The sequence below is a fragment of the Brevundimonas sp. genome, from assembly GCF_965278935.1.
GTDB lineage: Bacteria > Pseudomonadota > Alphaproteobacteria > Caulobacterales > Caulobacteraceae > Brevundimonas.
In genome coordinates this window covers 2,975,683-3,000,229 of record NZ_OZ257124.1, presented here as the reverse complement: position 1 = coordinate 3,000,229, position 24,547 = coordinate 2,975,683, and the positions used below count along the sequence as shown (strand labels likewise).

Annotated in this window: 22 protein-coding genes and 1 tRNA gene; 7 read left to right on the top strand and 16 right to left on the bottom strand. The window is 67.8% G+C overall.

Going from position 1 to position 24,547, the window contains the following annotated elements; all coding sequences use genetic code 11:
• Nucleotides 1-119 precede the first annotated feature (119 nt).
• Together ACQY68_RS14945 and ACQY68_RS14940 are read right to left on the bottom strand one after the other, a co-directional pair.
• Nucleotides 120-719 carry a 2-hydroxychromene-2-carboxylate isomerase gene (locus tag ACQY68_RS14945; RefSeq protein WP_428150402.1) on the bottom strand — a complete coding sequence of 200 codons (600 nt, stop codon included), beginning with the start codon at nucleotides 717-719 and terminating at the stop codon, nucleotides 120-122.
• On the bottom strand, nucleotides 719-1,453 hold the full coding sequence (locus tag ACQY68_RS14940) for an SDR family NAD(P)-dependent oxidoreductase (protein WP_428150400.1): 735 nt from the start codon (nucleotides 1,451-1,453) through the stop codon (nucleotides 719-721). Before ACQY68_RS14940 ends, ACQY68_RS14945 begins: the two co-directional genes overlap by 1 nt.
• A 283-nt stretch (nucleotides 1,454-1,736) precedes the next feature.
• Between ACQY68_RS14940 and ACQY68_RS14935 the strand changes: the two genes are divergently transcribed.
• A tRNA-Arg gene (locus tag ACQY68_RS14935) sits at nucleotides 1,737-1,813 on the top strand.
• 14 nt (nucleotides 1,814-1,827) lie between these two features.
• Here the strand turns inward: ACQY68_RS14935 and ACQY68_RS14930 are convergent.
• Both ACQY68_RS14930 and ACQY68_RS14925 read right to left on the bottom strand, forming a co-directional pair.
• Nucleotides 1,828-3,036: a hypothetical protein gene (locus tag ACQY68_RS14930; RefSeq protein ID WP_428150398.1), complete on the bottom strand. Its 1,209-nt coding sequence runs from the start codon at nucleotides 3,034-3,036 to the stop codon at nucleotides 1,828-1,830.
• Entirely contained in the window at nucleotides 3,027-3,443 is a 417-nt protein-coding gene (locus ACQY68_RS14925) for a DUF983 domain-containing protein (RefSeq protein WP_428150397.1), read from the bottom strand. The genes ACQY68_RS14930 and ACQY68_RS14925 overlap by 10 nt, the downstream gene beginning before the upstream one ends.
• A 111-nt stretch (nucleotides 3,444-3,554) precedes the next feature.
• Between ACQY68_RS14925 and ACQY68_RS14920 the strand changes: the two genes are divergently transcribed.
• Complete coding sequence (locus ACQY68_RS14920; protein ID WP_428150395.1) at nucleotides 3,555-6,470, top strand: hypothetical protein; 2,916 nt, start codon at nucleotides 3,555-3,557, stop codon at nucleotides 6,468-6,470.
• Between the two features lie 12 nt (nucleotides 6,471-6,482).
• Here the strand turns inward: ACQY68_RS14920 and ACQY68_RS14915 are convergent, their stop codons facing one another.
• From ACQY68_RS14915 to ACQY68_RS14905, 3 genes are all read right to left on the bottom strand, one after another.
• Entirely contained in the window at nucleotides 6,483-6,761 is a 279-nt protein-coding gene (locus ACQY68_RS14915; protein ID WP_298162342.1) for an HU family DNA-binding protein, read from the bottom strand.
• Nucleotides 6,762-6,879: 118 nt separating this feature from the next.
• On the bottom strand, nucleotides 6,880-7,659 hold the full coding sequence (gene fliP, locus ACQY68_RS14910) for a flagellar type III secretion system pore protein FliP (protein ID WP_428152684.1): 780 nt from the start codon (nucleotides 7,657-7,659) through the stop codon (nucleotides 6,880-6,882).
• 71 nt (nucleotides 7,660-7,730) lie between these two features.
• On the bottom strand, nucleotides 7,731-8,000 hold the full coding sequence (locus tag ACQY68_RS14905) for a flagellar biosynthetic protein FliO (RefSeq protein WP_428150393.1): 270 nt from the start codon (nucleotides 7,998-8,000) through the stop codon (nucleotides 7,731-7,733).
• A gap of 121 nt (nucleotides 8,001-8,121) precedes the next feature.
• On the opposite strand from ACQY68_RS14905, the gene ACQY68_RS14900 reads away from it, so the two are divergent.
• From ACQY68_RS14900 to fliE, 3 genes are read left to right on the top strand one after another with little or no spacing between them, the layout of a single operon-like run.
• Entirely contained in the window at nucleotides 8,122-8,538 is a 417-nt protein-coding gene (locus ACQY68_RS14900) for a flagellar basal body rod protein FlgB (protein WP_428150392.1), read from the top strand.
• A gap of 19 nt (nucleotides 8,539-8,557) precedes the next feature.
• A complete protein-coding gene (gene flgC, locus ACQY68_RS14895; protein ID WP_428150390.1) occupies nucleotides 8,558-8,992 on the top strand; it encodes a flagellar basal body rod protein FlgC in 435 nt (144 codons plus the stop codon).
• 16 nt (nucleotides 8,993-9,008) lie between these two features.
• On the top strand, nucleotides 9,009-9,311 hold the full coding sequence (gene fliE / locus ACQY68_RS14890) for a flagellar hook-basal body complex protein FliE (protein ID WP_428152682.1): 303 nt from the start codon (nucleotides 9,009-9,011) through the stop codon (nucleotides 9,309-9,311).
• Nucleotides 9,312-9,395: 84 nt separating this feature from the next.
• Here fliE and ACQY68_RS14885 read toward each other — a convergent pair whose 3' ends face one another.
• Both ACQY68_RS14885 and ACQY68_RS14880 read right to left on the bottom strand, forming a co-directional pair.
• The gene (locus ACQY68_RS14885) at nucleotides 9,396-10,760 is read right to left on the bottom strand and encodes a putative 2OG-Fe(II) oxygenase (protein WP_428150388.1); all 1,365 of its coding nucleotides are present in this window, start codon (nucleotides 10,758-10,760) and stop codon (nucleotides 9,396-9,398) included.
• A gap of 16 nt (nucleotides 10,761-10,776) precedes the next feature.
• Nucleotides 10,777-11,322: a hypothetical protein gene (locus tag ACQY68_RS14880; protein ID WP_428150387.1), complete on the bottom strand. Its 546-nt coding sequence runs from the start codon at nucleotides 11,320-11,322 to the stop codon at nucleotides 10,777-10,779.
• A gap of 248 nt (nucleotides 11,323-11,570) precedes the next feature.
• Between ACQY68_RS14880 and ACQY68_RS14875 the strand changes: the two genes are divergently transcribed.
• On the top strand, nucleotides 11,571-14,597 hold the full coding sequence (locus ACQY68_RS14875) for a TonB-dependent receptor domain-containing protein (RefSeq protein ID WP_428150385.1): 3,027 nt from the start codon (nucleotides 11,571-11,573) through the stop codon (nucleotides 14,595-14,597).
• Nucleotides 14,598-14,778: 181 nt separating this feature from the next.
• On the top strand, nucleotides 14,779-15,021 hold the full coding sequence (locus ACQY68_RS14870; protein ID WP_428150384.1) for a hypothetical protein: 243 nt from the start codon (nucleotides 14,779-14,781) through the stop codon (nucleotides 15,019-15,021).
• Nucleotides 15,022-15,106: 85 nt separating this feature from the next.
• Here the strand turns inward: ACQY68_RS14870 and ACQY68_RS14865 are convergent, their stop codons facing one another.
• From ACQY68_RS14865 to ACQY68_RS14835, 7 genes are all read right to left on the bottom strand, one after another.
• A complete protein-coding gene (locus tag ACQY68_RS14865; RefSeq protein ID WP_428150383.1) occupies nucleotides 15,107-16,126 on the bottom strand; it encodes a DUF2891 domain-containing protein in 1,020 nt (339 codons plus the stop codon).
• A gap of 1 nt (nucleotide 16,127) precedes the next feature.
• A complete protein-coding gene (locus tag ACQY68_RS14860) occupies nucleotides 16,128-17,093 on the bottom strand; it encodes a DUF979 domain-containing protein (protein ID WP_428150381.1) in 966 nt (321 codons plus the stop codon).
• The gene (locus ACQY68_RS14855) at nucleotides 17,090-17,815 is read right to left on the bottom strand and encodes a DUF969 domain-containing protein (protein WP_428150379.1); all 726 of its coding nucleotides are present in this window, start codon (nucleotides 17,813-17,815) and stop codon (nucleotides 17,090-17,092) included. The genes ACQY68_RS14860 and ACQY68_RS14855 overlap by 4 nt, the downstream gene beginning before the upstream one ends.
• A gap of 198 nt (nucleotides 17,816-18,013) precedes the next feature.
• Complete coding sequence (locus ACQY68_RS14850; RefSeq protein ID WP_428150378.1) at nucleotides 18,014-21,736, bottom strand: hydantoinase B/oxoprolinase family protein; 3,723 nt, start codon at nucleotides 21,734-21,736, stop codon at nucleotides 18,014-18,016.
• On the bottom strand, nucleotides 21,733-22,692 hold the full coding sequence (locus tag ACQY68_RS14845) for a DUF6999 family protein (RefSeq protein WP_428150376.1): 960 nt from the start codon (nucleotides 22,690-22,692) through the stop codon (nucleotides 21,733-21,735). Before ACQY68_RS14845 ends, ACQY68_RS14850 begins: the two co-directional genes overlap by 4 nt.
• Complete coding sequence (locus ACQY68_RS14840) at nucleotides 22,689-23,372, bottom strand: iron-containing redox enzyme family protein (protein WP_428150374.1); 684 nt, start codon at nucleotides 23,370-23,372, stop codon at nucleotides 22,689-22,691. The genes ACQY68_RS14845 and ACQY68_RS14840 overlap by 4 nt, the downstream gene beginning before the upstream one ends.
• On the bottom strand, nucleotides 23,372-24,514 hold the full coding sequence (locus tag ACQY68_RS14835) for a beta-ketoacyl-ACP synthase III (protein ID WP_428150373.1): 1,143 nt from the start codon (nucleotides 24,512-24,514) through the stop codon (nucleotides 23,372-23,374). The genes ACQY68_RS14840 and ACQY68_RS14835 overlap by 1 nt, the downstream gene beginning before the upstream one ends.
• Nucleotides 24,515-24,547 lie beyond the last annotated feature (33 nt).

Sequence of the window (24,547 nt, the reverse complement as noted above, 5' to 3'; positions counted from 1 at the left end):
CGCCGCCAACTAAGCATCACAAGGCGCGTTGGGATCTCAAAGCCTACTCGACCTCGTCGTGTCCTTTGTGCCTCCGTGGTGTCCTTTGTGATGAACCGGCTTCCATTCCCCGGCCGCCGCTACGTCAACAGCGCCTCGATCTGACCCAGCCGTTCCTTGCCGAAGAACATCTCGTCGCTGACGAAGAAGGTGGGGGCTCCGAAGGCGCCGCGTTCGACGGCCGCGGCCGTGTTGTCGGCCAGCTTCGCCTTCACCGCGTCGGTCTGGGCCAGGGCGATCAGGCGTTCGGCATCGAGGCCGGCCTCGACCAGCACCGAGGACAGGACCTCAGGGTCTGACATGAGGAGGCCCCGCTCCCAGAAGCCGGCGAGGACCGCGTCGAGATAGCGGTCGAACTCGTCGCCGGGTTCGCAGGCGCACAGACCGCGCATGGCGAGCAGGCTGTTGACCGGGAAGTGCGGGTTCATCTGGAAATCCTCCAGCCCGTGCGCTTTCACGAAGCGGCGGATCTCCAGCATTTCGTAGTCGAGCTTGCCCTTGATCCCGGCATAGGCGCTGAACGGCGCCTGGTTGCCCGTAGCCTTGAAGATGCCGCCCAGCAGGCAGGGGATGACGTTGACCGTCGCGCCGGTCCGCCCGACCAGTTCGGGCAGGGCGCGCTCGGCGAGGTAGGCGTTCAGGCTGGCGAAATCGAAGATAAAGTCGATCGTCTTGGCCATCACCAGGTTTCCTTCCACGGACGCAGGTCGAGTTCGAACGTCCAGGCGCTGCGTTGCTGGTTGTGCAGCCAGACATAGGTCTTCGCGATCTCGTCGGGCTTCAGAATTGTGTCGTCGTCCAGCAGGGGCTGGATGTCGGGGACGAGGGAGCGGGCGAAGGTTCCGTCGATCATTCCGTCCACCACGACGTGGGCGACGTGGAGACCCTGCGGCCCCATCTCCCGGGCCAGACTCTGGGCCAGCTGGCGCAGGGCCGCCTTGGCGCCGGAGAAGGCGGAAAAGCCCGCGCCGCCACGCATCGAGGCCGTGGCCCCGGTGAACAGGATCGAGCCCCTGCCGCGCGGGGCCATGACGCGGGCGGCCTCGCGGCCCGTGAAGAAGCCGGCGAGCGCGGCCATCTCCCAGACCTTGGAATAGACCTGGGCTGTGGTGTCGAGAACCGGGAAGCGGACGTTCGCGCCGATGTTGAAGACCACGACCTGAAGCGGGCCGACCTCGGCCTCGATCCGGTCGATCAGGGCGATCATCTCGGCCTCGTTCCTGGCGTCGACGCCAAAGGCGTGGGCCTGGCCGCCGTCGGCGCGGATAGAGGCGGCCAGCGCTTCGAGCTGGTCCAGATGTCGGGGACGGCGGGTAACGCAGACCGCGAGGCCTTCCTTGGCGAAGGCGCGGGCGATGGCCGCTCCGACCCCGTCTCCGGCGCCGACGATCAGACAGGACGGGGTGGACGACATGGCGATCCTCCGGGACGGACAGACCGTTTCATATCGAAACTAAGTCGTCAACGCGGGGATGGCGCTCCGGTCGCGGCGGCGCTTAACGGCGGACGGAAATCCGGTGGAACAGGCGCGAAACGAATCATGACCGAATCAGCGACACGGCCAGATTCGGGATTTGTTCACCCCAAGATATTGTATCTTAAGACCGATTAACCACAAACAGATTTCGCCGGGACGCGGCTACCGACGCTCGACGGGTTTACGGAGCGGGGCGCAACCCGCTAGGGACAGCCCGCGTGGCCCCGTAGCTCAGCCGGATAGAGCAAGGCTTTCCTAAAGCAGAGGTCGGGGGTTCGAGTCCCTCCGGGGTCGCCAAATCGCTAATACGGCTAGACTCGATCTCCATCGACGCCGTCTGACGGTCTGCGATCAGGGTCGCGTGCCCCTAGCTCAATAGCTTCCCAATCTGGCGCGGTTCCGCGAGCGATCAGTTTGCCCATCAATCGAAGACAGACGGCTTCAGCAGCATCGATTAGCGCCGCAGCGGCAGCGGGAGAAGACAGCGCGTTACCGTGGACGACCTTGCTTCGGACACCATAGAAGCGTTTCATCGTGTCCCGGATTTCCCCGCGCTCCTCGACAGTATTGGCGACAAAAAGAGCCGTCCTCAGTGCCAACTTGTAGGTGATGTCTTGGTGTCCCGGATTCAGGATTGCTTCGAAAGCAATGGAAAGATCAACGGCCCTATCCGCTAGGGATCGTCGTCTCTTCGACAGACTCACGCGGCCGGCAGAAAGCCGAAGACTGCGGCGGAAATCGCCGGCCGGCAAAGCGGCAAAAGACTGCACGAAAGCCAACACATTTTGATCAAAAGTTGCGGACCTACCGAAGCTATCACTCCGTCCGATCGACCAGCCGTTTTGCAATCCGAGAGGCCGCAAAATCGGATCGGTGTAGAGGTAGAGTGACTCGCCAATCGATGGCGCGCCTGCGGAGACACAGGCTATCAGATCGCAGACTTCCTCAAGCTCAAGAAGCCAATCTTCGAAGGAGGCTAGGACGGGCGCACTATCGCCATCGTCAGCGACCCGCCATGGCTGAGCTGGAAAATCCCTAAACGCGACGGATTCCGGGTAAAGTCCGGTCCTGAACATGCGGAGTTGCCACTCCTGCATCGCAGGCCAGTCAGGCAGTTCGCTGAGCGGGGCAATTGTCAGGTTACCAATACGGACCGGCAAATCAACCGCAAGTAGGTGTAGTGCCGCAAATGCTCTTACAGGGCTGGTTTCGAGTAGCAGAAGCTGCCGGAACCATGCCTCGGTAGCGCTTGGTCCAACCAATGCGGCTAGTTCCAAAAGTGTCTCAGTGAGATCGTGGCGACCCCATCCCCCCGGCGGATAGATAATCTTGAGGTGCGGGCTCAACAGATCGCCCTGTACAGCGCCCAGGCGCTTGGCGATCCGGATTGATTCCCCAGTCGTCAGCGCGGAATCAAACACATCGCGCTTCTGCGCTTTCCAACTCGCGACCTGTTGAGCGGAGCTGAGCTCCTCGCTGAGAATTTGTGCAACCTCGCCCTCGCTCGCCGTCACCGCCACTTCGACCCTTCGCCATGGCCGCCGATGCTCTCCCACTCGGGCGGAGCGGCCTTGTGGACGTATTGCTCGGACACCAGCCAGCCCTTGAAGGGGCGCAGGACCAGCAGGCAGGCGGCCGCGATCAGGGGGAAGGTGAAGGCGAAATGGACCCAGATCGGCGGGTGGACGGTGAACTCGAACGCCATGAAGGCCATCATGCCGAGGACGCCGATGGCCGACATGGCGAAGAAGGCCGGGCCATCGGCGGGCTCGGCGAAACCGTAGTCCAGACCGCAGGCCGGGCATGACGGGCGAATGGTCAGATAGCCCTTGAGCAGCGGCCCCTCGCCGCAGCGCGGGCAACGGCAACGCAGGCCGGTCGAGAGGGTCGACAGGCGGGGATAGGCGGGCTCTGGCGGGGTGGTCATGACGGCTCCTGACGCCGTTCAGGTCGGCGCTCTGATGCAAGGCCGCAAGAGGGCGTTCGGTCACACCCCGTTAACCGCGCCTAAAGGGCGATCGCGCGAGTGTGCGCGCGAATGGCAGGCGCGCGCACCAGCACCGCGATCGGAAGGACCACGGCGGCGCTCGGCGCTGCGGGGACGATCGCGCTCGCCCCGATCGCCGGTGCCGTCGTGCCCGCCTTCGCCCAGGAAGCCGCGGCAGCTCTGGATCCCATCACCATCCGCGTCGGGGCCAATGAGGGCTTCACCCGCGTGGAGTTCGCCGGGATCGTCGGATCGCGCTCGCGGGTGCGTCGGGACGGCCAGGTCGTTGTCGTTCGCATCGGCTCCACCGCCGCGCCCGACGTCAGCCGGCTGAAGGTCGATCCGCCTCCGGGCGTGGAGAAGGTCGAGACCCGGGCGGCGCTGGACGCCACCGAACTGGTCATCACCCTGGCCGAGGGGGCGGACGCCCGCACCGGCAGCGCCGACGGCGCGGTCTGGCTGAACCTCTATCCCGCCGGAGCGGCGCCGGCCGCGCCCGCCGGGGCCGCCGTGCCTACGGGCGGCGCGGTGCCGGTGGTGGTGATGAAGACCGCCGAACAGGTCAGCCTGTCCTTCGCCTGGGGCGCGCCGGTGGGGGCCGCCGTGTTCCGGCGTGGCGATGCGGTCTGGGTCGTGTTCGACACAGCCGCCCGCATGGACATGTCGAAGGCGCACGACCTCGGGCCTGCCGGACAGGCGCGCTGGGCCATGGGCCCCGACTACACCGCCGTTCGCATCCCGGCCCCGGAAGGTCTGGCCGTCTCCGCCGTCGGAGAAGGCGCGACCTGGAGGATCGTCATCGGCGGGCCGACCGCGGCCACGACCAGCGTGGCGGTCGATCGCGACGACACGGCCGAGGCCAGCCTGGTCGCGCATATGGCCGGGGCGACCAGGACCGTCTGGCTGACCGATCCGATGGTCGGCGACCGGTTCGCGGCCGTCACGGCCCTGGCGCCCGGCAAGGGGTTCGCCGACGAGCGCCGCACCGTCGACCTGACCCTGTTGCCGACGGCACAGGGTTTGGCGGTCGAGACCCCGACCGACGACCTGTCGATCAAGGCCGAGGGTGACCTGGTCACCCTGACGCGGCCCGGCGGCCTGACGATGTCGCCGCCGTCGATGGCGCTCGATGCGGCCGCGCCGCCTGAGGACCATGCGCCGAGGAAGGCCGAGTTCCCTGCGTTGATTCTGACTGAATGGGCCGACACGGGCGAGGAGGGCTTCTCCTCCCGTTATCGCAAGCTTCAGGACGCGGCGGCGCAGGAATCCATCGCGGCCTCGGACAATCCGCGCGCCCCGATCGAGGATCGCCTGGCCCTGACGCGGTTCCTCGTCGGATCCGGTCTGGGGTTCGAGGCCATCGGCGTGGTCAACGCCATGTTCGCCGAGACGCCGTCGTTGCAGGGCGAGCCGGAGCTGCGCGGCCTGCGCGGCGCGGCGCGCGCCTCAATCGGGCGGCTTGAAGAGGCGACGCTGGACTTCTCGTCGGGCGCCCTGGCCGGCGATCCCTCGACCAAGGTCTGGCAGGGCTGGCTGGCGGCCGAACAGGGCGACTGGGAAGAGGCCCGCCGGGCCTTCGCGGGCGGCGCGACCGCCATCGACGACTTCCCGCCGATCTGGCGCGCCCGGTTCGGCGCGGCCCACGCCATGGCGGCGCTGGAGACCGGCGACCTGAACGCCGCGAAGTCCCTGCTGGCCTACAGCTTCTCCCAGAACGCGCCCGCGGCCGACCAGCTGACCGCCCGTCTGGTGCAGGCGCGGCTGTTCGAGCTGGAAGGCGCGACCGATCGTGCGCTGGCCGTCTTCAAGGCCGTGGGCCGTGCGCCGCTGGACGGCATCGCCACCCCGGCCAAGCTGGGGGTGATCCGTATCGAGCTGGCCAAGGGCACGATGACGCCGACGGCGGCGGCGGCCCAGCTGGAGCAGTTGAAGTGGCGCTGGCGAGGCGACGCGACCGAGCTGTCGGTGATCCGGACCCTGGGCGGCCTCTATCTGTCGCAGGGCCGTTATCGCGAGGCGCTCGACACGCTGCGCGGCGCGGGCAAGCGGCTGGGGGATTTGCCGGGGGCGGTAGAACTTCAGTCCGACCTGTCGAACGCCTTCCGCGCCCTGTTCCTCGACGGCGCGGCCGACGGGCTGCAGCCGGTGCAGGCCCTGGCCCTGTTCTATGACTTCCGCGACCTGACGCCCGTGGGCGCCGACGGAGACGAGATGGTGCGCCGTCTGGCCCGCCGGCTGGTCGACGTCGACCTCCTCGATCAGGCCGCCGAGCTGCTGAAGTACCAGGTCGACAACCGCCTCGAGGGCGTGGCCAAGGCCCAGGTCGCGACGACGCTGGCGACGGTGCTGCTGATGGATCGCCAGCCCGAGCCGGCATTGCAGGCCCTGTGGTCGTCGCGCACCACGCTTCTGCCGACTGCCCTGTCCGCGGAGCGCCGGGCGCTGGAGGCGCGGGCCCTGATGGATCTCGGCCGCTACGACCACGCGCTGGAAACTCTGGATGGCGACCGCAGCGCCGAGGCGCAGCAGGTGCGGGCCGACATCTTCTGGAAACAGGAGAACTGGGCCGGGGCGGCGGCGCTTTATGAATCGCGGATGGGCGACCGCTATACGAACACGGCCGCAGCCCTGACGCCGGACGAGGAGAGCCGGGTGATCCGGGCCGGCGTCGGCTATTCGCTGGCGCACGATGCGGGCGCCCTCTCGCGACTGTCGCGGAACTATGCGCCGTTCAAGGATCGGGCGCGGTCGGGGGCGGCTCTGCGCATCGCCCTGGACGGTCTGGACGGGATGGAGGGGGCGGCGAACGCCCAGGACTTCGCGGGTCTGACCGCCGGCGCCGACACCTTCACCGGCTGGGTCAATCAGATGAAGACCCAGCTCAGAGAAAGAACGGGCGGGAATCGCGCTGCCGCGACGCCCGCCCGTCCGAATGCTCCAGCCGCCGCGGCTCCCGCGGGCGGCTAAAGGCTTACAGTCTTACTTGTTGACCGCATCCTTGAGCGGCTTCGACACGCGGAAGCGCACGGCCTTTGAGGCGGCGATCTTGATGGTCGCGCCCGTCGCCGGGTTGCGGCCTTCGCGGGCGGCGCGGGCGGCGGTGTCGAAAACGCCCAGGTTGGAGATGCGGACATCGCCGCCGCCGGTCAGCGACGAGTGGATGTTCTTGACGATGGCTTCCAGCACGCGGCCGGCGTCGGCCTGCGACACGCCCGCGTCCTTGGCGACGGCGGCGATGAGTTCAGCTTGAGTGGTCATTATGGGTCGTTTCCCGAAAAGCTCGCCCCGATTCCCGGGGCGACGACGAGGGGATCAACACGCCTTTTGGGCGACTTGGCAAGCGCCTTTGGCGCTGAAAGCCTTTGAGGGTGGGGATCTAGCCCGCTCCGGAGGCCTGTCGGAAGCTCTCGACGAGGCTTCCGGCGACCAGTCTCCAGCCATCCACGAGGACGAAGAAGATCAACTTGAACGGGAGTGAAATCACCACCGGCGGGAGCATCATCATACCCATGGACATGAGCACGCTGGCGACCACCAGATCGATCACAAGGAACGGAACGAAAAGGAGAAATCCGATTTCGAAGGCCTTCTTCAACTCCGAGATCATGAAGCTTGGCACAATCACCCTGAGAGGCAGTTCCGCAGCCGTCGTGGGGGCCTCCAGACGGCTCAGTCGGGTGAACAGGGCGAGGTCTCCCTGGTCTACCTGGGCGAGCATGAAAGTCTTCACAGGTTCCGACGCCAGATCGAAGGCCTGAGGCAGCTCCATCTGCTGATCCATCAGGGGGCGGATGCCCGAATCATAGGCGTCCTGCCACGTCGGGGCCATGACGATGGCGCTCAGGAACAGGGCCAGGGACACCAGGACGGCGTTTGGCGGCGACTGCTGCATGCCCAGCGCCGTCCGCAGCAACGACAGCACCACGATGATCCGCACGAAGCTGGTGGTCATGATCACGATCGACGGGGCCAGCGACAGGACGGTCATCAGACCGACGAGCTGGACGACGCGCTCGGTCAGCCCGGCCCCGGTGCCGAGATCGACGTTGATCGCCGCCCCCGCGCCCCCGGCTGCCGCCGCATCCTGGGCGAAGGCGGCCAACGGCCACATCAGGCAGAGCAGGGTGGTGATGGCTGAAAGCTTGAGCGCGTTCATGAACTCCGCGCGGGTCGGCATCACGAAGAGCTTTTCCCTCGCCCGACGGGCAGGGGTGTTCGCGCGGCGGCTCATTTCTCTGCGCCTCGCGGTTCGATCAGCTCGCGGCCCTCGCCGAGCAGGAGCAGCCGCTCTTCGTCGTCGATCTGGACGAGAACCAGACGGCGGGCGGGGTCGAGGACCAGGGTTTCGACGACCTTGAGCCGGCGTTCACCGCGCTCGGCGTTCAGCTTCGCCATCAGCTGGGGCGCGTAGCGACGCGCGGCCCAGGCGGCCAGGCCGATCAGACCGAGGGTGAAGGCGAGGCCGAAGATGGCGCGCGCGAGATCGAGGAAGTTCATTCGGAAAGGGCCCCGGCAGACGCGGGGACCTTTAACCAACGTGGTTAACGCCTCGTTTAGATAAGCCCTCGTTAACCATAGAGGCGGCATTTTCTGCCCATCGAGCAAGGACACGATCCCGATGGGCGTCGCCGACATCCCCCTTCTGAGCCAGATCAAGGGTCGCATGACCTGGCTCGACGAGCGCCAGCGCCTGATCGCCCAGAACGTCGCCAACTCTGATACGCCGGGCTACGTCGGGCGCGACCTGAGGGCGCCGAGCGATTTCGCAGCCGCCATGAGGGATGGGGGCGGGCTGCGCATGGTGCAGACCTCGTCCGGGCACATGCCTGTCGGTGGACCGAACGGCGCGCCGGTGGCCCGTTTTACCTCCGAGGCCTCGCCCGATTCCGAGACCACGCTCGACGGCAATGCGGTGGTGGTCGAGGAGCAGATGCTGAAGATGGCCGAGAGCCGCATGGCCTATGACGCCGCGATCGGCCTCTACACCAAGTCGATGGCCATGATCACCCTGGCGGCGAAGGTCCCGGGCCGATGAGCCGTAAGGAAAGCGCCGCATGACCGACCCCATCCATGGCCGCAACGGCGCGCCGCGCAACAGCGCCATGGCCGTCGCCGCCTCCGCCCTGACCGCGCAGCAGTCGCGCATGCGGATCATCGCCGAGAACATCGCCAACGCGGAATCGACGGCCCCCACGGCCGGCGGCGCCCCCTATCGTCGCCAGATCCCCGTCTTCGAGGCGCGCGGCATCGACGGGGCGACCGGGGTGTCCCTTGCCGAGGTGCGGCCGGACCAGAGCGACTTCCGCCGCGAGTACGACCCGACCCATCCCGCCGCCGACGGCGACGGCTATGTGCTGAGGCCCAACGTCGACACCCTGATCGAGGCCATGGACATGCGCGAGGCGCAGCGGGCCTACGAAGCCAATCTGAACGTCATCGAGACGGCGCGGTCGATGGAAAGCCGCACCCTCGACATCCTGAAACGATAGGGCCTGATCGATGTCGATGAACCCTTTGATGGCGGCCCGCGCCTACGCCCAGGCTCAAGGGACCGGCGGAGCGACGGCAGGCGCGGCAGCCGCCGGCGGAGGCCCCGAGTTCTCGCAACTGCTGTCGAACGTCATGGGCGACATGACCCAGCAGACACGGGCGGCCGAGACCAACATGACCCAGGCGGTCCAGGGTCAGGGCTCCATGATCGACGTGGTCACCTCGATCTCCAGCGCCGAGGCCTCGCTGCAAACCGTCATCGCGGTGCGCGACCAGGTGATCTCGGCGTATCAGGAGATCATGCGGATGCCGATCTAGGGATTAGGGCTTGGGGCTTGGGGCTTAGGAACAGGGGTTAGTGAGTGGGCCCGACTTGTTGCGCCTATTTCTACTCACTAAGCCCTACTCACTAAGCCCCGCCTTAGGCTGTACGTCGAAGGCCACGGTCAGGCGCTCGCCGCCGCCGGTGAACGGCTCGGTGCCGTGCCACATCCACGAGGGGAAGAGGGCGACGCGGCCCGGGTGCGGCTCGATCCAGTGCTCGGGCGGCAGTTCCAGCCCGACGCCCAGCCGACAGGCGCCGAACCTCAGCCAGCCCGCCTTCGGCTGATCCGGCGACGGTTCCGGTGTCTCGACATAGAGGGCGGACGACACCCAGCCTCTGGGATGGATATGATCGCTGTGGCGGCCGCCGGCCGTCAGCCGCACGGACCAGGCGCCGATGATCTCGAAGCCGCCGCCCGCACGGCGACTCATCGGATCCTCCCGGCCGGCCATGGCGCCGATGAAGCGCTCGATGGGGTCGGTCAGGGCGGCGAAGATCGCATCGATGGCCTGATCGCCGGCGAAGCGCGGGTCCAGCGCCGCCTGCGCGCCAGAGCGGATCGACTGGCCGAACGGCTGGGCGTGAAAGGGGTGCAGGGTGCGGAGGCCGGCCGCCGCTTCGGCCAGCCATGCCTCGCGAGCCTGGCCGGCGGGCGCGGCCAGATCAAACGGCGCGGTGAGGCTGCGATAGTCCTCTCCGGACAGGGCGCGCGGGTCGCCGAGCACCCGCCAGGCGGCGTAGCGCAGGGCCAGGGCGTACTGGTCGCCCGGGGCGGTCGCGAGGTGCGCCTCCAGCCCCGGCAGGGCCTCGCCGGATCGACCGCAGGCCATCAGGGCCGCCAGTCGCGCCACCCGGGCCTCCGCGTCATCCGGTGCGGCGGCTGTCGCCGCCTCGGCGTGCTTGAGGGCCAGGGCCGGGTCGAAGCCTGAAGCGGCGACCGAGGCCGTGGCGTCGAGGAAGGCGGGGTGCGGGCCGGCCAGCCAGGGTTCCAGCCCGCGATAGGCCGCCTCGTCGCCTACGATGTCTCGCGCGATCCCTGCCCGCAGACCGACGAGCGGCGCGGTCGGCGCGGACAGGATCCGGGCGTCGATCGCCGCCAGAGCCGTACTGGCGTCGCCGCCTCGCATCCAGATCAGCTGGGCCTGGTCCCGCAGGGCGTCGGCATAGTCCGGGCGACGAATCAGGGTCTGGCGCAGGGCGTCTTCGGCCTCCGCGAGCCGGCTCGACGACACGAGGGCGCGGGCGAAGACCAGCCAGGTCTCCGGCGCGTCGCCGCCCTTGGCGAAGGCGCGCCGGACCGCTGTCAGAGCCCCCTCGGCATCGCCCATGTCGCCGAGGGCCGCGGCCAGATTGTGCTCCGCCACGGCGCTCGCGGGACGAGCCTCTACCGCCTGTTTCAGGATCCGCAGGCGCGCCAGAGATTCGGGGCCATGACCGGTCACGGCTTTGACGGCAGGCTCAGCGTTCGCGCCGGGCGCGAACCGACCGTGCGCCGCCGACGCTCAGCAGGTAGCTGCCCACCGCGCCCTGGCGGATGCGCACCGGGACGCCGGGCGCGACACGACTGGTGATCCGCTCCATGTCGATCTGACGCCAGGTCGAACCGTCGGCCAGAACGAAGGTCCACTGGCCCCGTCCGTCCTGTCGCCCGCTGGTCAGGGTCGTCTCGATCGCGTCGACCGGGTCATCCTGTCGCAGGCGGCCGAACAGATTGGCCGTATCGAGGTCCAGACCGAACAGTCGGGCGCGGGTCTCGCGTGCCTGGACGCGGTCGATCACCGTGACCTCGCCCTGCTGTTCGGCGGTGTCGAACGCGGCCGCGGCGGCGTCGAAACAGGCCAGCCGCGCGTCGGTCGCCGTGATCGCCCGACAGGCCAGCAAACCCTCAAGCAGCGCGGGTCGGGTGGTCGCCGCCTCCTGCGCATGGACACTCATCGGAGCTGCGAAAACGGCCAGGGCCAAGCCAAGCACCAGCACTGTCGGAAACGATGATTTCTTGCGCATGGTCCGTATCCTCGAGAAGGGCGATCCCCCGCTTCTTACGCGATATTTTCCCCATTGCGGCAATGGGGTCAGGGCGTGGTCTGAATGTGACATCCTTTCACGAAAGCGTCGCGTTTTGGCCATCCTCATTGACCGAGCGTCGGCGTGCGGTAACGCTTGCGGCAAGTTCCGGGTTTGCGTCCGCGCGAGTCAGGAACGGGCGGGCCCAAGGTCCGACCTGAAAACATAATGCTCATGGAGAAGACCCTTTGACCGACACCACCTACCGTCGCCGACTTCTCGGCACCTCGATGTTCGCCGGCGCGGCCCTCGTCGCCGCCGCCAGCCTGATGGCCGCGCCCGCCATGGCGCAGACCGCTCCCCAGGAGGACGACGCCGTTGACGACATCGTCGTCACCGGTTCGCGCATCGCCCGTCAGGACTACGTCGCCAACTCGCCGATCGTCACCGTGACCGCCGAAGACTTCCAGGCGACCGGTTCGGTCAACATCGATACCCTGATCAACGACCTGCCGCAGTTCACGCCCGCCGCGAACGCCACGTCGAACAACCCGTCCAACGGCGGTCAGGCCAACGTGCAGCTGCGCGGCCTGGGCACGACCCGCACCCTGGTGCTGATGAACGGCCGCCGCCTGGTGGCCTCCAACGCCTCGTCGGTCGTCGACCTCAACATCCTGCCGACCGCCCTGATCTCCTCGATCGAAACCATCACGGGCGGCGCCTCGTCGACCTACGGTTCGGACGCCGTCGCCGGCGTGCTGAACTTCCTGCTCGACGACGACTTCGAGGGTGTCCGCCTGGACGTCCAGTACGGCGAATCCGACCGTAACGACGCCGACTCGAACTCGGTCAACCTGACCATCGGCGGCAAGTTCGGCGATCGCGGCCACGCCGTGCTGTCGTTCGACTACTCGCACCGTTCGCCGATCTTCAACGCCGCGCGTCCGTTCTCGGCGATCTCGGGCTTCTCGGGCGCCTCGCCCCTGGGTTCGACCGTCTTCGACGCCCAGAACCTGCCGACCACGGCCGTGGTCAACGGCTTCATCACCGGCGCCGTGGCCGCGAACACCTTCGGCTTCAACAACAACGGCACCCTGTTCACGTATCAAGGCGCCCGCGACTACGTTTCGCCGGGCGGCATCGACTACGAGGGCTTCCGCACCGCCGGCCCGCTGCAGCAGACCGACTTCGCCTACAACACCGGCCCGCTGAACTACGGCGTGCTGCCGCAGAACCGCTACAACGTGTTCGGCACCGCGACCTACGAGATCAACCCGTCGGCCGAGGTCTACACCGAGTTCCTGTTCTCGCAGTACGAGACCTCGAACCTGCTGGCCGCGTCGCCGGCGGCCGCCGGCACGGGCTTCCGCGTTCCGTCGACCAACCCGTTCATCTCGTCCGAGCTGCGTGCGGTCCTGAACAGCCGCCCGAACCCGGCCGGCACCTTCCGCCTCGACAAGCGCTTCAGCGCCCTGGGCTCGCGCGTCGGCAACGAAGCCGTCAGCGTCTATCAGATCACCACGGGCATCCGCGGCGACCTGGAAGGCACGCGCGACTGGACCTATGACGCCTATCTGTCCTACGGCCGCGTCGACGACACCACGACCCAGACGGGCAACGTCTCGCGTTCGGCGGTTCAGCGTCTGCTCGACGATCCGTTCGGCGGCGCGGGCAACGGCGCGACCGCGGCGCTTTGCGCCGGCGGCTTCAACCCGTTCGGTGAATCGACCCTGAGCGCGGCCTGCCAAGCCTACATCGGCCGTACGTCGAAGAACACGACCGTCAACGACCAGCGCGTCTTTGAAATCAACCTGCAGGGCGGCGTGTTCGACCTGCCGGCCGGTGAAGTTCGCGTCGCGCTCGGCGGCACCTACCGCGAGCAGAACTACAACTTCGTCGCCGACGCCTCTCTGTCGGCCACGGCTCTGCTGCCGTCCTTCAACGGCACGACGACCGTCCTGACGGTCCAGAACGATATCGCAGGCTTCAACGCCCAGAACTCGCTCTCGGGCGCCGACCAGGTGTTCGAAGGTTACGGTGAAATCCTGATCCCGCTGCTGCGCGATCTGCCGTTCATCCAGAGCCTGGAAACCAACCTCGGCTACCGCGTCTCCAGCTATGACTCGGTCGGCGTGGTCGAATCCTACAAGGCCGACGCCAACTGGGTCATCTTCGACGCCCTGACCGCTCGCGGCGGCATCCAGCGCGCCGTTCGCGCCCCTTCGATCGGCGAACTGTTCAGCCCGCAGAACACGAACTTCCCCTCGGTCGGTTCGCCGACGGGCGGAACGCCGGTCGCTCCGCAGTTCTCGGGCGATCCCTGCGACATCCGCAGCGCCTATCGCTCGACCTCGGGTTCCAACCTGGCGGCCACGACCAACGCCGCTGTTCGTACTCTCTGCCTGGCGCAGGGCGTCCCGACGCAGGTCATCGACACCTACACCTTCCCGAACCAGCAGGTTCAGGGGCTGTCGGGCGGTAACCCGAACCTGTTCGAAGAAACCGCCGATTCCTACACCGTCGGTCTGGTGTTCCAGTCGCCCTTCTCGAACGCCTGGCTCTCGGGCTTCTCGGGCTCGCTGGACTACTACAACATCGAGATCGCCAACGTCGTCGGCACCGTCTCGGTGACCGAACAGTTCCGTCGTTGCTACAACTCCGACGGTGTGTCGAACCCCACCTACGATCCGAACAACGTCTACTGCACGCTGTTCAGCCGCGATCGCGCCTCGGGCCAGGTTACGAACACCTTCGAAACCAACGCCAACCTCGGTGCCCTGCAAACCTCGGGCATCGACTTCCAGATCGACTGGAACGCCGCTCTGGTCGACCTCGGTCTGCCGGACTGGGGTTCGCTGCGCGTGAACGTCACCGGCACCAAGCTGGAAGAGTACAAGCGCCAGGACCTGCCGGGCGGCGCCTTCACGGACCGCACGGGCACCCTGTCGAACACCTTCGGCCTGACCCTGCCTGAGTGGAAATCGCTCACCTCGGTCAACTGGAACATGGGTCCGGTCGGTCTCGGCGTTCGCTGGCGCTACCAGGGTTCGGCGTTGAACTTCAACAACCGCGCCCAGGTCATCGACGCGATCGACTACTTCGACCTGAACGCCTCGTGGGCCGTCAACGACACCGTCGCTCTGCGCGCCGGCGTCAACAACCTCACCGACGAAATGCCGCCGGTGTACGCGCCGGCCGTCGCGGCCAACACCGATCCGTCCGCCTATGACGTGCTCGGCCGCCGCTACTACGTCGGTCTGACCGCCCGCTTCTAAGGCGCGTCAAAGCCAAGCAACATTGGAGGCGGCCGAGCGATCGGCCGCCTCTTTTTGTGCCTTGGGTGGGTCGCAAAAGTCATTTGCAGAGGTGGGCGCACAACAACCCAAGGGTCAAACTTGCGCCTCCAGATTGTGCGGATTATCGTTCCAAACGGCGTTCTGCCGGGAGGGTTGATCTATGAAAAATCTCGTTAGAATTGTGCTCGCAACAGCAGCTGCTCTCGCAGCCGCGACCAGCGCGGCCGCGCTGTTGCCGACAGCAGCCGTGGCATCGGAAAGTCCATTTGCCACGATCATTTATGTCAAGAATTACCAGGCCGTTGGAAGTGCAGATTTATACTGCAACGGCGACACGATATATTCCGGCGACACTGAAAATTACGATTACACGACGACAAACTATCATCACGGGTGCCCGTAAAACTTGTCGGCCATAGCCCGCTCCAAAGTCGACTGATACCAACCGAAGACAGGGGACGGCCAAGCGATTGGCCGTCTTTCTTCTTTCAGCCCGGGTCGGCGAGCAGGGCCAGAAGGGCGAAACTGGCCAGCCAGTGCTCGCCCATATAGTCGCCGGTGACGTGGGGCAGGGCCGCGTCGAGGTGGTCCTCGGCCGCCTTCAGGGCGACCGCGCGGCGCGGGTCTTCGGACGGCAGGGCGGAGGCGATCCCCCGCCAGCACCAGGCCCGGCTGAGGTTCAATCCGTCCAGATGGGCGATCTTGCCGTCCGAACGATCGCTGACCGTCGCGGGCGCGAAAAGCGTCGCGGGCTCGTGCCGTTCGAGTCGCGGAAGATGGAGATCGAACCAGGATCCAAAGCCTTGATCGTCGCCCACGCGACGCATTAGTTCACTCACCATCAGGGTCGGCGACAGGAACTCGTCCTGCGACGGCTCCCAGGCCTGGGCGTCGCGGTCGCCGGAATGCCAGCGCAGGGCGGCGGATCGGCACAGGTCCGATAGTTCGGTGTCTCCGGCGCTGTCGGCGTAGTCCAGCGCCAGTCTCAGAGCGAAGGCGGTGTTGTAATGGGTCCCCACGCGCACCGGATAGGTCGAGATCGGCAGGAAGGTCTTGAACCTTCGGGCGAAGGCCTCGGCCAGCGGGCGCAGACTTTCGGCCCAGACCTTGCCGCGCGGGTCCTCGTGTCGCTCCAGCTCCGTCTGCAGCATCAGAAGCCAGCCCCAGCCGTAGGGACGTTCGAACGGCCCGGCATAGGGGCGAGACAGATAGGCGACCTCGACGGCGACGTTCACGGGCGTGAACAGGTCATCGGCCAGATCGGCGATGGCGGCCGCCTCGGGCGCCTCGGGGTAGAGGCGGCGCAGGGTGAACAGGGTCCACCAGCCGTGGACGCAGGAGTGCCAGTCGAAACTGCCGAAGAAGATGGGGTGCAGGGCGCGGGGGCCGAGCGCGTCTTCGGGGCCGTTCAGGACGTGGTCCAGCTTGTGGGGATACTCGCGGGTGACGTGGCCCAGCGCCGCCTGGGCGAAGCGGGCGGCCGTGGCGGCGTCAAGGGCGTGGGGCATGTCAGAACCGGAAGGCGAGGAAATACATCAGGGCGATGTTGACCCCGAGCAGGATCAGGGCGGTCGGGGCCTGGGCGCGGATGACGCCGTTGAAGGCGGCGTTGCGGTCCGGCAGCTCCAGCAGGTTCGCGGGCACGACGTTGAAGTTGGCCGCCATGGGCGTCAGCAGAGTGCCGCAGAAGCCGGCCAGCATGCCGATGGCGCAGACGATGGCCGGGTCGCCGCCGAACTGGCCCACCACGAAGGGCAGACCGATGGCCGCCGTCATGACCGGGAAGGCGGCGAAGGCATTGCCCATGATGACCGTGAACAGGGCCATGCCAAGGCAGTAGGCGAGGACCGCAATCAGGGGCGAGCTCATCGGCACGGCCTGGGTCACGACCTCTCCGACCACGCCGCCGACGTTGGAGGCCAGGAAGATGGCGCCGAGCGCGGCCAGCATCTGGGGCAACAGAACGGCCCAGCCGATGGAGTCGATCAGGCGTCGACCTTCGTGGAGGGGTGCGGTCGCCGGCGGACGCAGCCAGGCCATGGCGGCGATCAGGGCGATCAAACAGCCGAGGGCCAGGGCGATCAGGGTGGTCTGGGTGGAGGACAACAGGGCCGCGCCCCAAGCCGTGTGCTTTGCGGCGAGGGTGCCGCCGACGGCGACGACCGGCACGATCAGGGCGGGCAGGAAAAGCCAGTTTCCCCGTCGCGCGGCGCTGTCGCGGCGTTCTTCGTGGCTGGTCGTTTCCGGCTTGCCGACGCCGAGCTTCGACAGGCCGCCCAGCGCGACGAGGGCCACGACCAGCAGGCCGTTGCCGAGGCCGCCGAGATACGAGCCGAACAGCATGGAGCCGGCGAGCAGACCCCAGAACAGGGCGCTGCGGATCCGCGTCGGGTGGGCGGCGTCGCGCAGGGTCAGGATGGCGAAGGCCAGAAACATCAGCCCGACGAGGATATAGACCTGATCCAGGGTGATCATTGGCCGGCCTCCCGGGGGGCGGCGGCGACGGCGCGGCGCACCTCGCGGTCGAACATCAACAGGCGCGCGCCGTGGATGAGGAAGGCGGCGATGGCCGTCGGGATGGCCCAGACCGACAGCTGCAGCGGCTCGACGATGATGCCCGCCTGTTCGAGGAAGCCGACCATCAGGATGATTGACCCGATGGCGATGAAGATGTCCTCGCCGAAGAAGAGGCCGATGTTGTCGGTCGCCGCCGACATGCCCCGGATGCGGTGACGGATCGGGTCGGGCAGGGTTCCGCCGGCCTCGACCTCGGCGGCGCCTTCGGCCATCGGGGCGACGAGGGGACGGACCATCTGGGGGTGGCCGCCGAGCGAGGTCAGGCCGAGCGCCGAGGTGATCTGGCGGATGACGAGGTAGACGAGCAGCAGCCGTCCGGCAGAGGCGGCTTTGACGTTCGCGATCAGCATGCGGGCGCGCTCCTGAAGTCCGGCGCGTTCAAGCAGGCCGATGACCGGCAGGATCAGCCAGACGACGTGGAAATACCGGTTGTCGTTGAAGGCGTCGCCGAAGGCCGTGAGGGTGGCGACGGCGGCCTGCCATAAGGCGGGCAGGCTGACGCCGGGGGCGATGGCGGCGCAGACGCCGGTGACGATGGCGGCGGCGAGGATGACCAGCAGCGGGTTGATCCGGGCGACGAACCCCGCGACCACGACAAGTATTCCGAGCAGTACGAGCATTTGAGTCCCTCCCTCTCCCGGTGGGAGAGGGCTTGAGGCTCGCAGAGCGTAGCGATGCGTCAAGCCGAAAGGGTGAGGGTCGTGCGCTTCCGGTGAGATCCGACCCTCACCCTTTGGCTGCTTCGCGCCGCCCTTCGGGTCGCGCTAGAACTCCGGCTGCGCCGTCGTGCGCTTAAGCCCTCTCCCACCGGGAGAGGGTCATTTTGCGCCGAACCCGCCGCCGCCGGGGGTCTGGATGACGAAGACGTCGCCGGGGGCCATGGCGGTTTCGGCGGTCGAGCCGAGGGTTTCCGTCGACTCGTCCGCGCGTTCGATGCGGTTCGCCCCGACCTCGCCCGGCTCGCCTCCGGCCGTTCCGAACGGCGGGATCCTGCGGTGGCCGGACAGGATGGCGGCGGTCATGGGTTCGAGGAACCGCACCCGCCGCGTCGCGCCGTCGCCGCCTCGCGCCGCGCCCTCGCCGCCGGAGCCTCGACGGATAGAGAACTCTTCCAGCAAAACCGGGAAGCGGGTTTCCAGCACCTCGGGGTCGGTCAGGCGGCTGTTCGTCATGTGCGACTGGACCGCGCTGGCGCCCGGGGCGTCAGGGCCGGCGCCCGCGCCGCCGGCGATGGTCTCGTAATACTGGCGGGTCGCGTCGCCGAAGGTGAAGTTGTTCATGGTGCCCTGGCTGGCGGCGAGGACGCCCAGCGCACCGTACAGCGCATCCACGACGGCCTGGCTGGTCTCGACGTTTCCGGCGACCACCGCAGCCGGATAGCGGGGGTTCAGCATCGACCCCTCCGGCACGATCAGGGTGATGGGCTTCATGCAGCCCTCGTTCAGCGGGATGGCGTCGTCCACCAGGGTGCGGAAGACATAGAGGGTCGCCGCGCGGGTGATGGACAGAGGCGCGTTGAAATTGGTCGGGCGCTGGTCGCTGGTCCCGGTGAAGTCGACGACGGCGGTGCGGGCCTCGACGTCCACATCGATGCGGACGCGGATGACGGCGCCGTCGTCCATCTCGTAGTGGAACTGGCCGGGCTTCAGGGCGACGATGGCGCGGCGGACGGCCTCCTCGGCGTTGGACTGGACGTGGGCCATATAGGCCTCGACGACGGGGCGGCCGAACTCGGCGACCATACGGTTCAGCTCGTCGGCGCCGCGTTGGCAGGACGCGACCTGGGCCTTCAGGTCGGCCATGTTCTGGTCGACGTTGCGGGATGGGTAGGGGCCCGAGGCGAACAGGGCGCGGGTTTCTGCGTCGCGGAGGCGGCCGGCCTCGACCAGCAGGAAGTCGTCGATGAGGACGCCTTCCTGTTCGACCGTGGTGGACGAGGCGGGCATCGAGCCCGGCGTGATGCCGCCGACGTCCGCATGGTGCCCGCGCGCGGCGACGAAGAAGGCGGGCGTCGCTTCGGCGTCGAGGAAGACCGGCATGATGACGGTGATGTCGGGCAGGTGGGTGCCGCCGTTGTAGGGGGCGTTCAGCATGACGACGTCGCCGGGCTGCATGCTTTGGCCGCGCGAGGCGATGACGACGCGGATGCTCTCGCCCATCGAGCCCAGATGGACCGGGATGTGCGGGGCGTTGGCGATCAGGGCGCCCGAGCCGTCGAAGATGGCGCAGGAGAAGTCGAGCCGCTCCTTGATGTTCACCGAATAGGCGGTGGCGCGCAGGGCCTCTCCCATCTGTTCGGCGCAGGCCATGAAGCGGCTATTGAACACCTCCAGCAGGATGGGGTCGGCGTGGGTTCCGATGGGGGCGCGGCCGGAGAGCGCGGTGGTGCGCTCGAGGATCAGGTTGGCGGCGGCGTCGACACGGGCGGACCAGCCGGGCTCGACGACGGTGGTGCCGGTGGATTCCAGGAGGATGGCGGGGCCGGGGATGCGGGCGTCGGGGGCGAGGCTGTCGCGGCGATGGACGGGGGTGGGGTGGGCGGCTCCGGCGAGGCGAACGGGGACGGAAGAGATCTCTCCCTCCCCCTCGGGGGAGGGTGGTCGCGTAGCGACCGGGTGGGGAGGGGCAGGCGACGTGGCGACAGACCGTGGGGCCTTGCCTTGCCGCCCCCACCCGGTCTCCGCTGCGCTCCGACCACCTCCTCGGATCGCATGCGATCCTTCGTCGACCCCCGAGGGGGAGGGAGAAGACACGGCCTCGACTTCCAGCGTCTCCACCATCAGCGCCTTGTCCTCGGCGAAAAAGCCGAAGCGTTGACGATGCAGGGTCTCGAAGGCTGAGGCCATGTCGGCGGCGGGGCCGAAGGGGACGGTCAGGGGCGTGTCGCTGCCGGCGAACTTGATCTCGGCGCGGGCCTCGGTGGCGATGGAGTCGGCCGGCAGGTCCTGGGCCAGAAGGTCGGCGCGGGCCTCGGCGTCGAGGGCGGCGATGTGGTCGGCGAAGGCGGTGTCGGAGGCGGGGGCGAGCGGCGCGGCGACGGTCGTCTGGCGGATCGTCCGTACCGAGGCGAGACCCATTCCGTAGGCGGACAGAACTCCGGCGAACGGGTGCAGCATCACCGTGGTCATGCCCAGCGCATCGGCGACCAGACAGGCATGCTGACCGCCGGCGCCGCCGAAACAATTCAGAACATAGCTGGTCAGGTCGTGGCCGCGCTGGATGGAGATCGACTTGATCGCCTCGGCCATGTTCTGGACGGCGATGGCGACGAAGCCCTCGGCCAGGTCGAGCGGATCGGTCGGCCGGCCGGTGGCGGCGGCGACCTCGGCGGCGAGGGCGTCGAACTTCTGCGCGACGGCGGCGTGGTCGAGAGGCTGGTCGCCGTCGGGTCCGAAGACGGCGGGGAAGAACTCCGGGCGCAGTTTGCCGAGGAGGACGTTGCAGTCGGTCACGGTCAGGGGGCCGCCGCGTCGGTAGGCGGCCGGGCCGGGGACGGCGCCGGCGCTCTCGGGGCCGACGCGAAGGCGCGATCCGTCGAAGCGGCAGATGGAGCCGCCGCCGGCCGCCACCGTGTGGATCGACAGCATGGGGGCGCGCAGGCGGACGCCCGCAACCACGGCGTCGGAGGTGCGTTCGAAGCTGCCGGAATAGTGGGAGACGTCGGTCGAGGTGCCGCCCATGTCGAAGCCGATGACGCGGTCGAAACCGGCGGCTTCGGCGGTCGCGGCCATGCCGACCACGCCGCCGGCGGGACCGGACAGGATGGCGTCCTTGCCCCGGAAGGCGCTGGGGCTGGCGAGGCCGCCGGACGACTGCATGAACATCAGGGGGACGTCGGAGCCCAGCGCGCGACCGACGCGGGCGACATAGGCGTCGAGCACGGGCGACAGATAGGCGTCGGCCACGGTCGTGTCGCCGCGCCCGATCAGCTTGATCAGGGCGCCGACCTCGTGGCTGATCGAGATCTGGGTGAAGCCGATCTCGCGGGCGATCGCGGCGAGGCGGGTCTCGTGATCGGTGAAGCGCCAGCCGTGGACGAGGACGATGGCTAGCGCCCGGTATCCCGCGGCGAAGGCGGCGGTCAGGTCGGCGCGGGCGGCGGCTTCGTCGAGCGGGCGGTCGACGGCGCCGTCGGCGCGGACGCGTTCGTCGACCTCGATGACCCGGTCGTGCAGGGGCTCGGGCAGGATGACGTGGCGGGCGAAGATGTCGGGGCGGGCCTGCCAGCCGATGCGGAGGGCGTCGCCGAAGCCTCGGGTGATGGCGAGCACCGTGGGCTCGCCCTTGCGTTCGAGCAGGGCGTTGGTCGCGACCGTGGTGCCCATGCGGATGTCGGCGACGAGACCGGCGGGAAGCGGACCGGACGCGGCCTTCAGGATGCGGCGCACGCCCTCGACGGCGGCGTCGTCGTACTGGTCCGGGTTGTCGGAGAGGAGCTTGGCGGTCGTCAGGGCGCCGTCGGGGGCGCGGGCGACGATGTCGGTGAAGGTGCCGCCCCGGTCGATCCAGAACCGCCAGCCGTCGGCCGAAATGTCCGTCATGCCAGCTCAGGCCCGCCGGTCGGGTCGCGCGGATCGAGCGGCAGCCCCGCTTCCTGCCGCGCCTTCAGCACCCGCAGCCAGCCATGCATGGCCTCGCAGTCGAGCCCGTGCATCATCAGCCGGAAGCCCGCCTGCAAGGTCGACAGGGTCACCAGCGGGTGGCCGTTCTTGACGAAATGCATGTGGTAGTCGGTGCCCAGAATGCGGCCGATATAGATGCCGACGATCTCGTCCAGCTGCAGCGAATGGCTGGCTCGCATGAAGTCGGCGCGGGGCAGCATGAGGGCGTAGAGCGGGGTGTAGAACTCCACCGCCGTCTGGATGTCGATCCGGTTCAGGACGCCGGTCGGAAACGTTTCGAAGTCGGGTTCGAGGTCCGACAGCATGGAGAAATCGACCCGCTCCGGCGGCGTGATCTCCTTGCCGGCGGCGCGCAGCGCCATGTTCAGTTCGATGATGAAGTTGAAGATGTTCAGGTCGTGCTGGAGGAAGACATTGTCCTCCAGATCCTTCAACGTCAGCGGCTTGAGCGGGATGGTCTTGACCAGCGTCGGATCGATGCCGGCGTTGGCCTTCATGAAGGCCAGCAGCTCGGTCCCGACGTGGAAGTGGCGTAGGATCAGGGTGTTGCATTCCGGCGATCCGAAAGTCCGCAGGCCCCAGTGGATGGACTTGTGCAGCAGGCCGTTGAGGTTCGGGTAGCGCGGCGAGATGGCCCGTAGGATCTTCACCAGGCCGAAGAACAGGAAGACCAGCGGCCGGGAGATCGGGAACAGCCAGCGTCGCGACCACGACCGGGCGCCCAGCAGCAATGCCCGCTTGGCCTGCGGATCGATCGGCAGGGAGTGGTCGAGATAGAGCGCCAGCCACGGGTCCGGATCGTTGGCGTCATAGCGGCGCGCGTCGAAGGGGTCGGTCTTCCACTCGGACGTGTCGCCGCCGTCGGACAGGCTCACGCTGCGATCTCCTCGATCTGCAGCGCATAGAGCCGGGCCGTGACCTTGGCGGTCATGACGATGCGTTCGGCCGTCGCCGCATCGGGCAGGACCATGCGCAGCATCTCCTCGAACTCCTGCATGTGCTCGGCGTCGTTCTCGCCGTGATAGAGCAGGAAGCGCACGGCCTCGTCGGGCAGGTTCAGCCGCTCCTTGACCAGCCGCCCCCACGGCGCGGCCTTGATCGAGCCCAGCCCCTCGATGATGAACATGGCGCCCAGCAGGCCGAAGGGGTCGGGTTTGGACGCCTCATGGAACATCCAGGCCGAGATGGCCTCGGAGCCGACGTTCTTGGGGGCTGAGCGGATGACCTCGACCTCGCCGCCGGAGCAGACGAAATCGGCTTCGAGCAGGCGGAAGTCGCGGTGCTCGGTCACGGCATGGCGCATCAGGGTCGAGCGCAGTTCGAGGTGGCTCTCGCCGACGTTCGAGGCCGCGCGCGACATCCACAGGGCGCCGTCCTTCACCTGCTGGCGCAGGTTGATCAGGAACAGCTGATAGTCTGCCAGTTCGAAACGTCCGCGCGTCAGCTTGCGGATCAGGGGCGTCGCCTCCAGCCGCTGTTCGAAGTCGGCGAAGACCACCGCGAGCTTGCGCAGGGTGTCGGCGACCTGGTCGTCCACCCGGGTTCCGTCCGCCATCACACCACCTCGCACATCATGAATCCGACCATGGCCCGTCCGCTCTCGGGCACGATCAGCAGGACCTTTTCGCCCTTCTTCGCCCGCCCCGACTTCATGAACTCGTCCAGCATGACCCAGATCGAGGCCGCGCCGATGTTGCCCACGGTCGGCAGGTTCGAGAACCACTTTTCCTCGGGGATCATGGCGGCGGTGCTCTTGAGGACGGAGATGATCTCTTCCCGCAGGGACCGGGCCGAATAGTGACACAGCAGGTGATCGACCTGATCGGGGACGATCCGTCCCTGATCGACCTTCTCGAGCCAGACGCCGATCCAGGCCCGGATGACGATCTTCAAGAGCTCGAAATCCTGCACCAAGGCGACCGACCCGGACGCATGGGCCGCGACCGGGCCGGCATGGCTCCAGGCGCTCTTCATGTCCGCCCGGTCCGCGAAGGTGGAGCCCGCCCACATGCAGGGATCGAACCGGCCCGCCAGCGAGGTCAGGTCGATCCACTCGACCTTCAGCGACAGACCGTCCGGCCTGGGCCTCGGCTCCATCACCACCGCGCCGGCGCCGTCCGACAGGGTGAAGCGCAGGAAGTCGGCCTCGACCCGCGCCCGGCCCTTGCCGTCGACCAGGGTCGTGCCCTCGTAGAACTCAGGCCGGAACCAGCGGGACGAGAACTCGCCGGCAGCAGCGGCGGCTACCTCCGCCTCTCCGGCCCGGACCTGCAGCCAGGCGCCCTTGGCCGCCATCAGGGCGGAGGCGCAGACGGACTGATAGCTGGCGATCTCGATCGGGGGCGCGCCGAGTTCGGCATGCACGGCGCTGGCGTGACCGGGGACGATGTAATCCCCTTGCGTCGTCGCCGTGGCCAGATGTTTCAGGTCGCCGACGGAGAGGCCGGCGTCCTCGAGCGCCGCCTTCGCCGCCGCCGCGGTCATCGACGCATTGGAGTGCAGCGGCCGACCTTCCGGGGTCAGGGCATAGTGACGCGTCTCTACCCCGTTCCAGCGCAGGGCGCGGCGACCCACCGCCGACGACCGCCCGGCGATGCGGCCGATGAAGTCCTCCATCCCGTCGGCGCCGATGGGCGGGCCGGGCAGGAAGGCGCCGGTTCCAGTGATGTAGACGTCGCGAAGCAGACCCGGAGACATGGCTTCCAATGCGCACGATTGCCCATCCGCCCG

Coding starts and splice junctions, on each gene's coding strand:
- ACQY68_RS14850 (WP_428150378.1), bottom strand. CDS start 21,736: ATGACGGACATTTCGGCCGACGGCTGGCGGTTCTGGATCGACCGGGGC.
- fliP (WP_428152684.1), bottom strand. CDS start 7,659: ATGAACGCGCTCAAGCTTTCAGCCATCACCACCCTGCTCTGCCTGATG.
- ACQY68_RS14920 (WP_428150395.1), top strand. CDS start 3,555: ATGGCAGGCGCGCGCACCAGCACCGCGATCGGAAGGACCACGGCGGCG.
- fliE (WP_428152682.1), top strand. CDS start 9,009: ATGAACCCTTTGATGGCGGCCCGCGCCTACGCCCAGGCTCAAGGGACC.
- ACQY68_RS14925 (WP_428150397.1), bottom strand. CDS start 3,443: ATGACCACCCCGCCAGAGCCCGCCTATCCCCGCCTGTCGACCCTCTCG.
- ACQY68_RS14840 (WP_428150374.1), bottom strand. CDS start 23,372: ATGGCGGACGGAACCCGGGTGGACGACCAGGTCGCCGACACCCTGCGC.
- ACQY68_RS14865 (WP_428150383.1), bottom strand. CDS start 16,126: ATGCCCCACGCCCTTGACGCCGCCACGGCCGCCCGCTTCGCCCAGGCG.
- ACQY68_RS14945 (WP_428150402.1), bottom strand. CDS start 719: ATGGCCAAGACGATCGACTTTATCTTCGATTTCGCCAGCCTGAACGCC.
- ACQY68_RS14835 (WP_428150373.1), bottom strand. CDS start 24,514: ATGTCTCCGGGTCTGCTTCGCGACGTCTACATCACTGGAACCGGCGCC.
- ACQY68_RS14860 (WP_428150381.1), bottom strand. CDS start 17,093: ATGATCACCCTGGATCAGGTCTATATCCTCGTCGGGCTGATGTTTCTG.
- ACQY68_RS14880 (WP_428150387.1), bottom strand. CDS start 11,322: ATGCGCAAGAAATCATCGTTTCCGACAGTGCTGGTGCTTGGCTTGGCC.
- ACQY68_RS14900 (WP_428150392.1), top strand. CDS start 8,122: ATGGGCGTCGCCGACATCCCCCTTCTGAGCCAGATCAAGGGTCGCATG.
- ACQY68_RS14855 (WP_428150379.1), bottom strand. CDS start 17,815: ATGCTCGTACTGCTCGGAATACTTGTCGTGGTCGCGGGGTTCGTCGCC.
- ACQY68_RS14940 (WP_428150400.1), bottom strand. CDS start 1,453: ATGTCGTCCACCCCGTCCTGTCTGATCGTCGGCGCCGGAGACGGGGTC.
- flgC (WP_428150390.1), top strand. CDS start 8,558: ATGACCGACCCCATCCATGGCCGCAACGGCGCGCCGCGCAACAGCGCC.
- ACQY68_RS14915 (WP_298162342.1), bottom strand. CDS start 6,761: ATGACCACTCAAGCTGAACTCATCGCCGCCGTCGCCAAGGACGCGGGC.
- ACQY68_RS14870 (WP_428150384.1), top strand. CDS start 14,779: ATGAAAAATCTCGTTAGAATTGTGCTCGCAACAGCAGCTGCTCTCGCA.
- ACQY68_RS14905 (WP_428150393.1), bottom strand. CDS start 8,000: ATGAACTTCCTCGATCTCGCGCGCGCCATCTTCGGCCTCGCCTTCACC.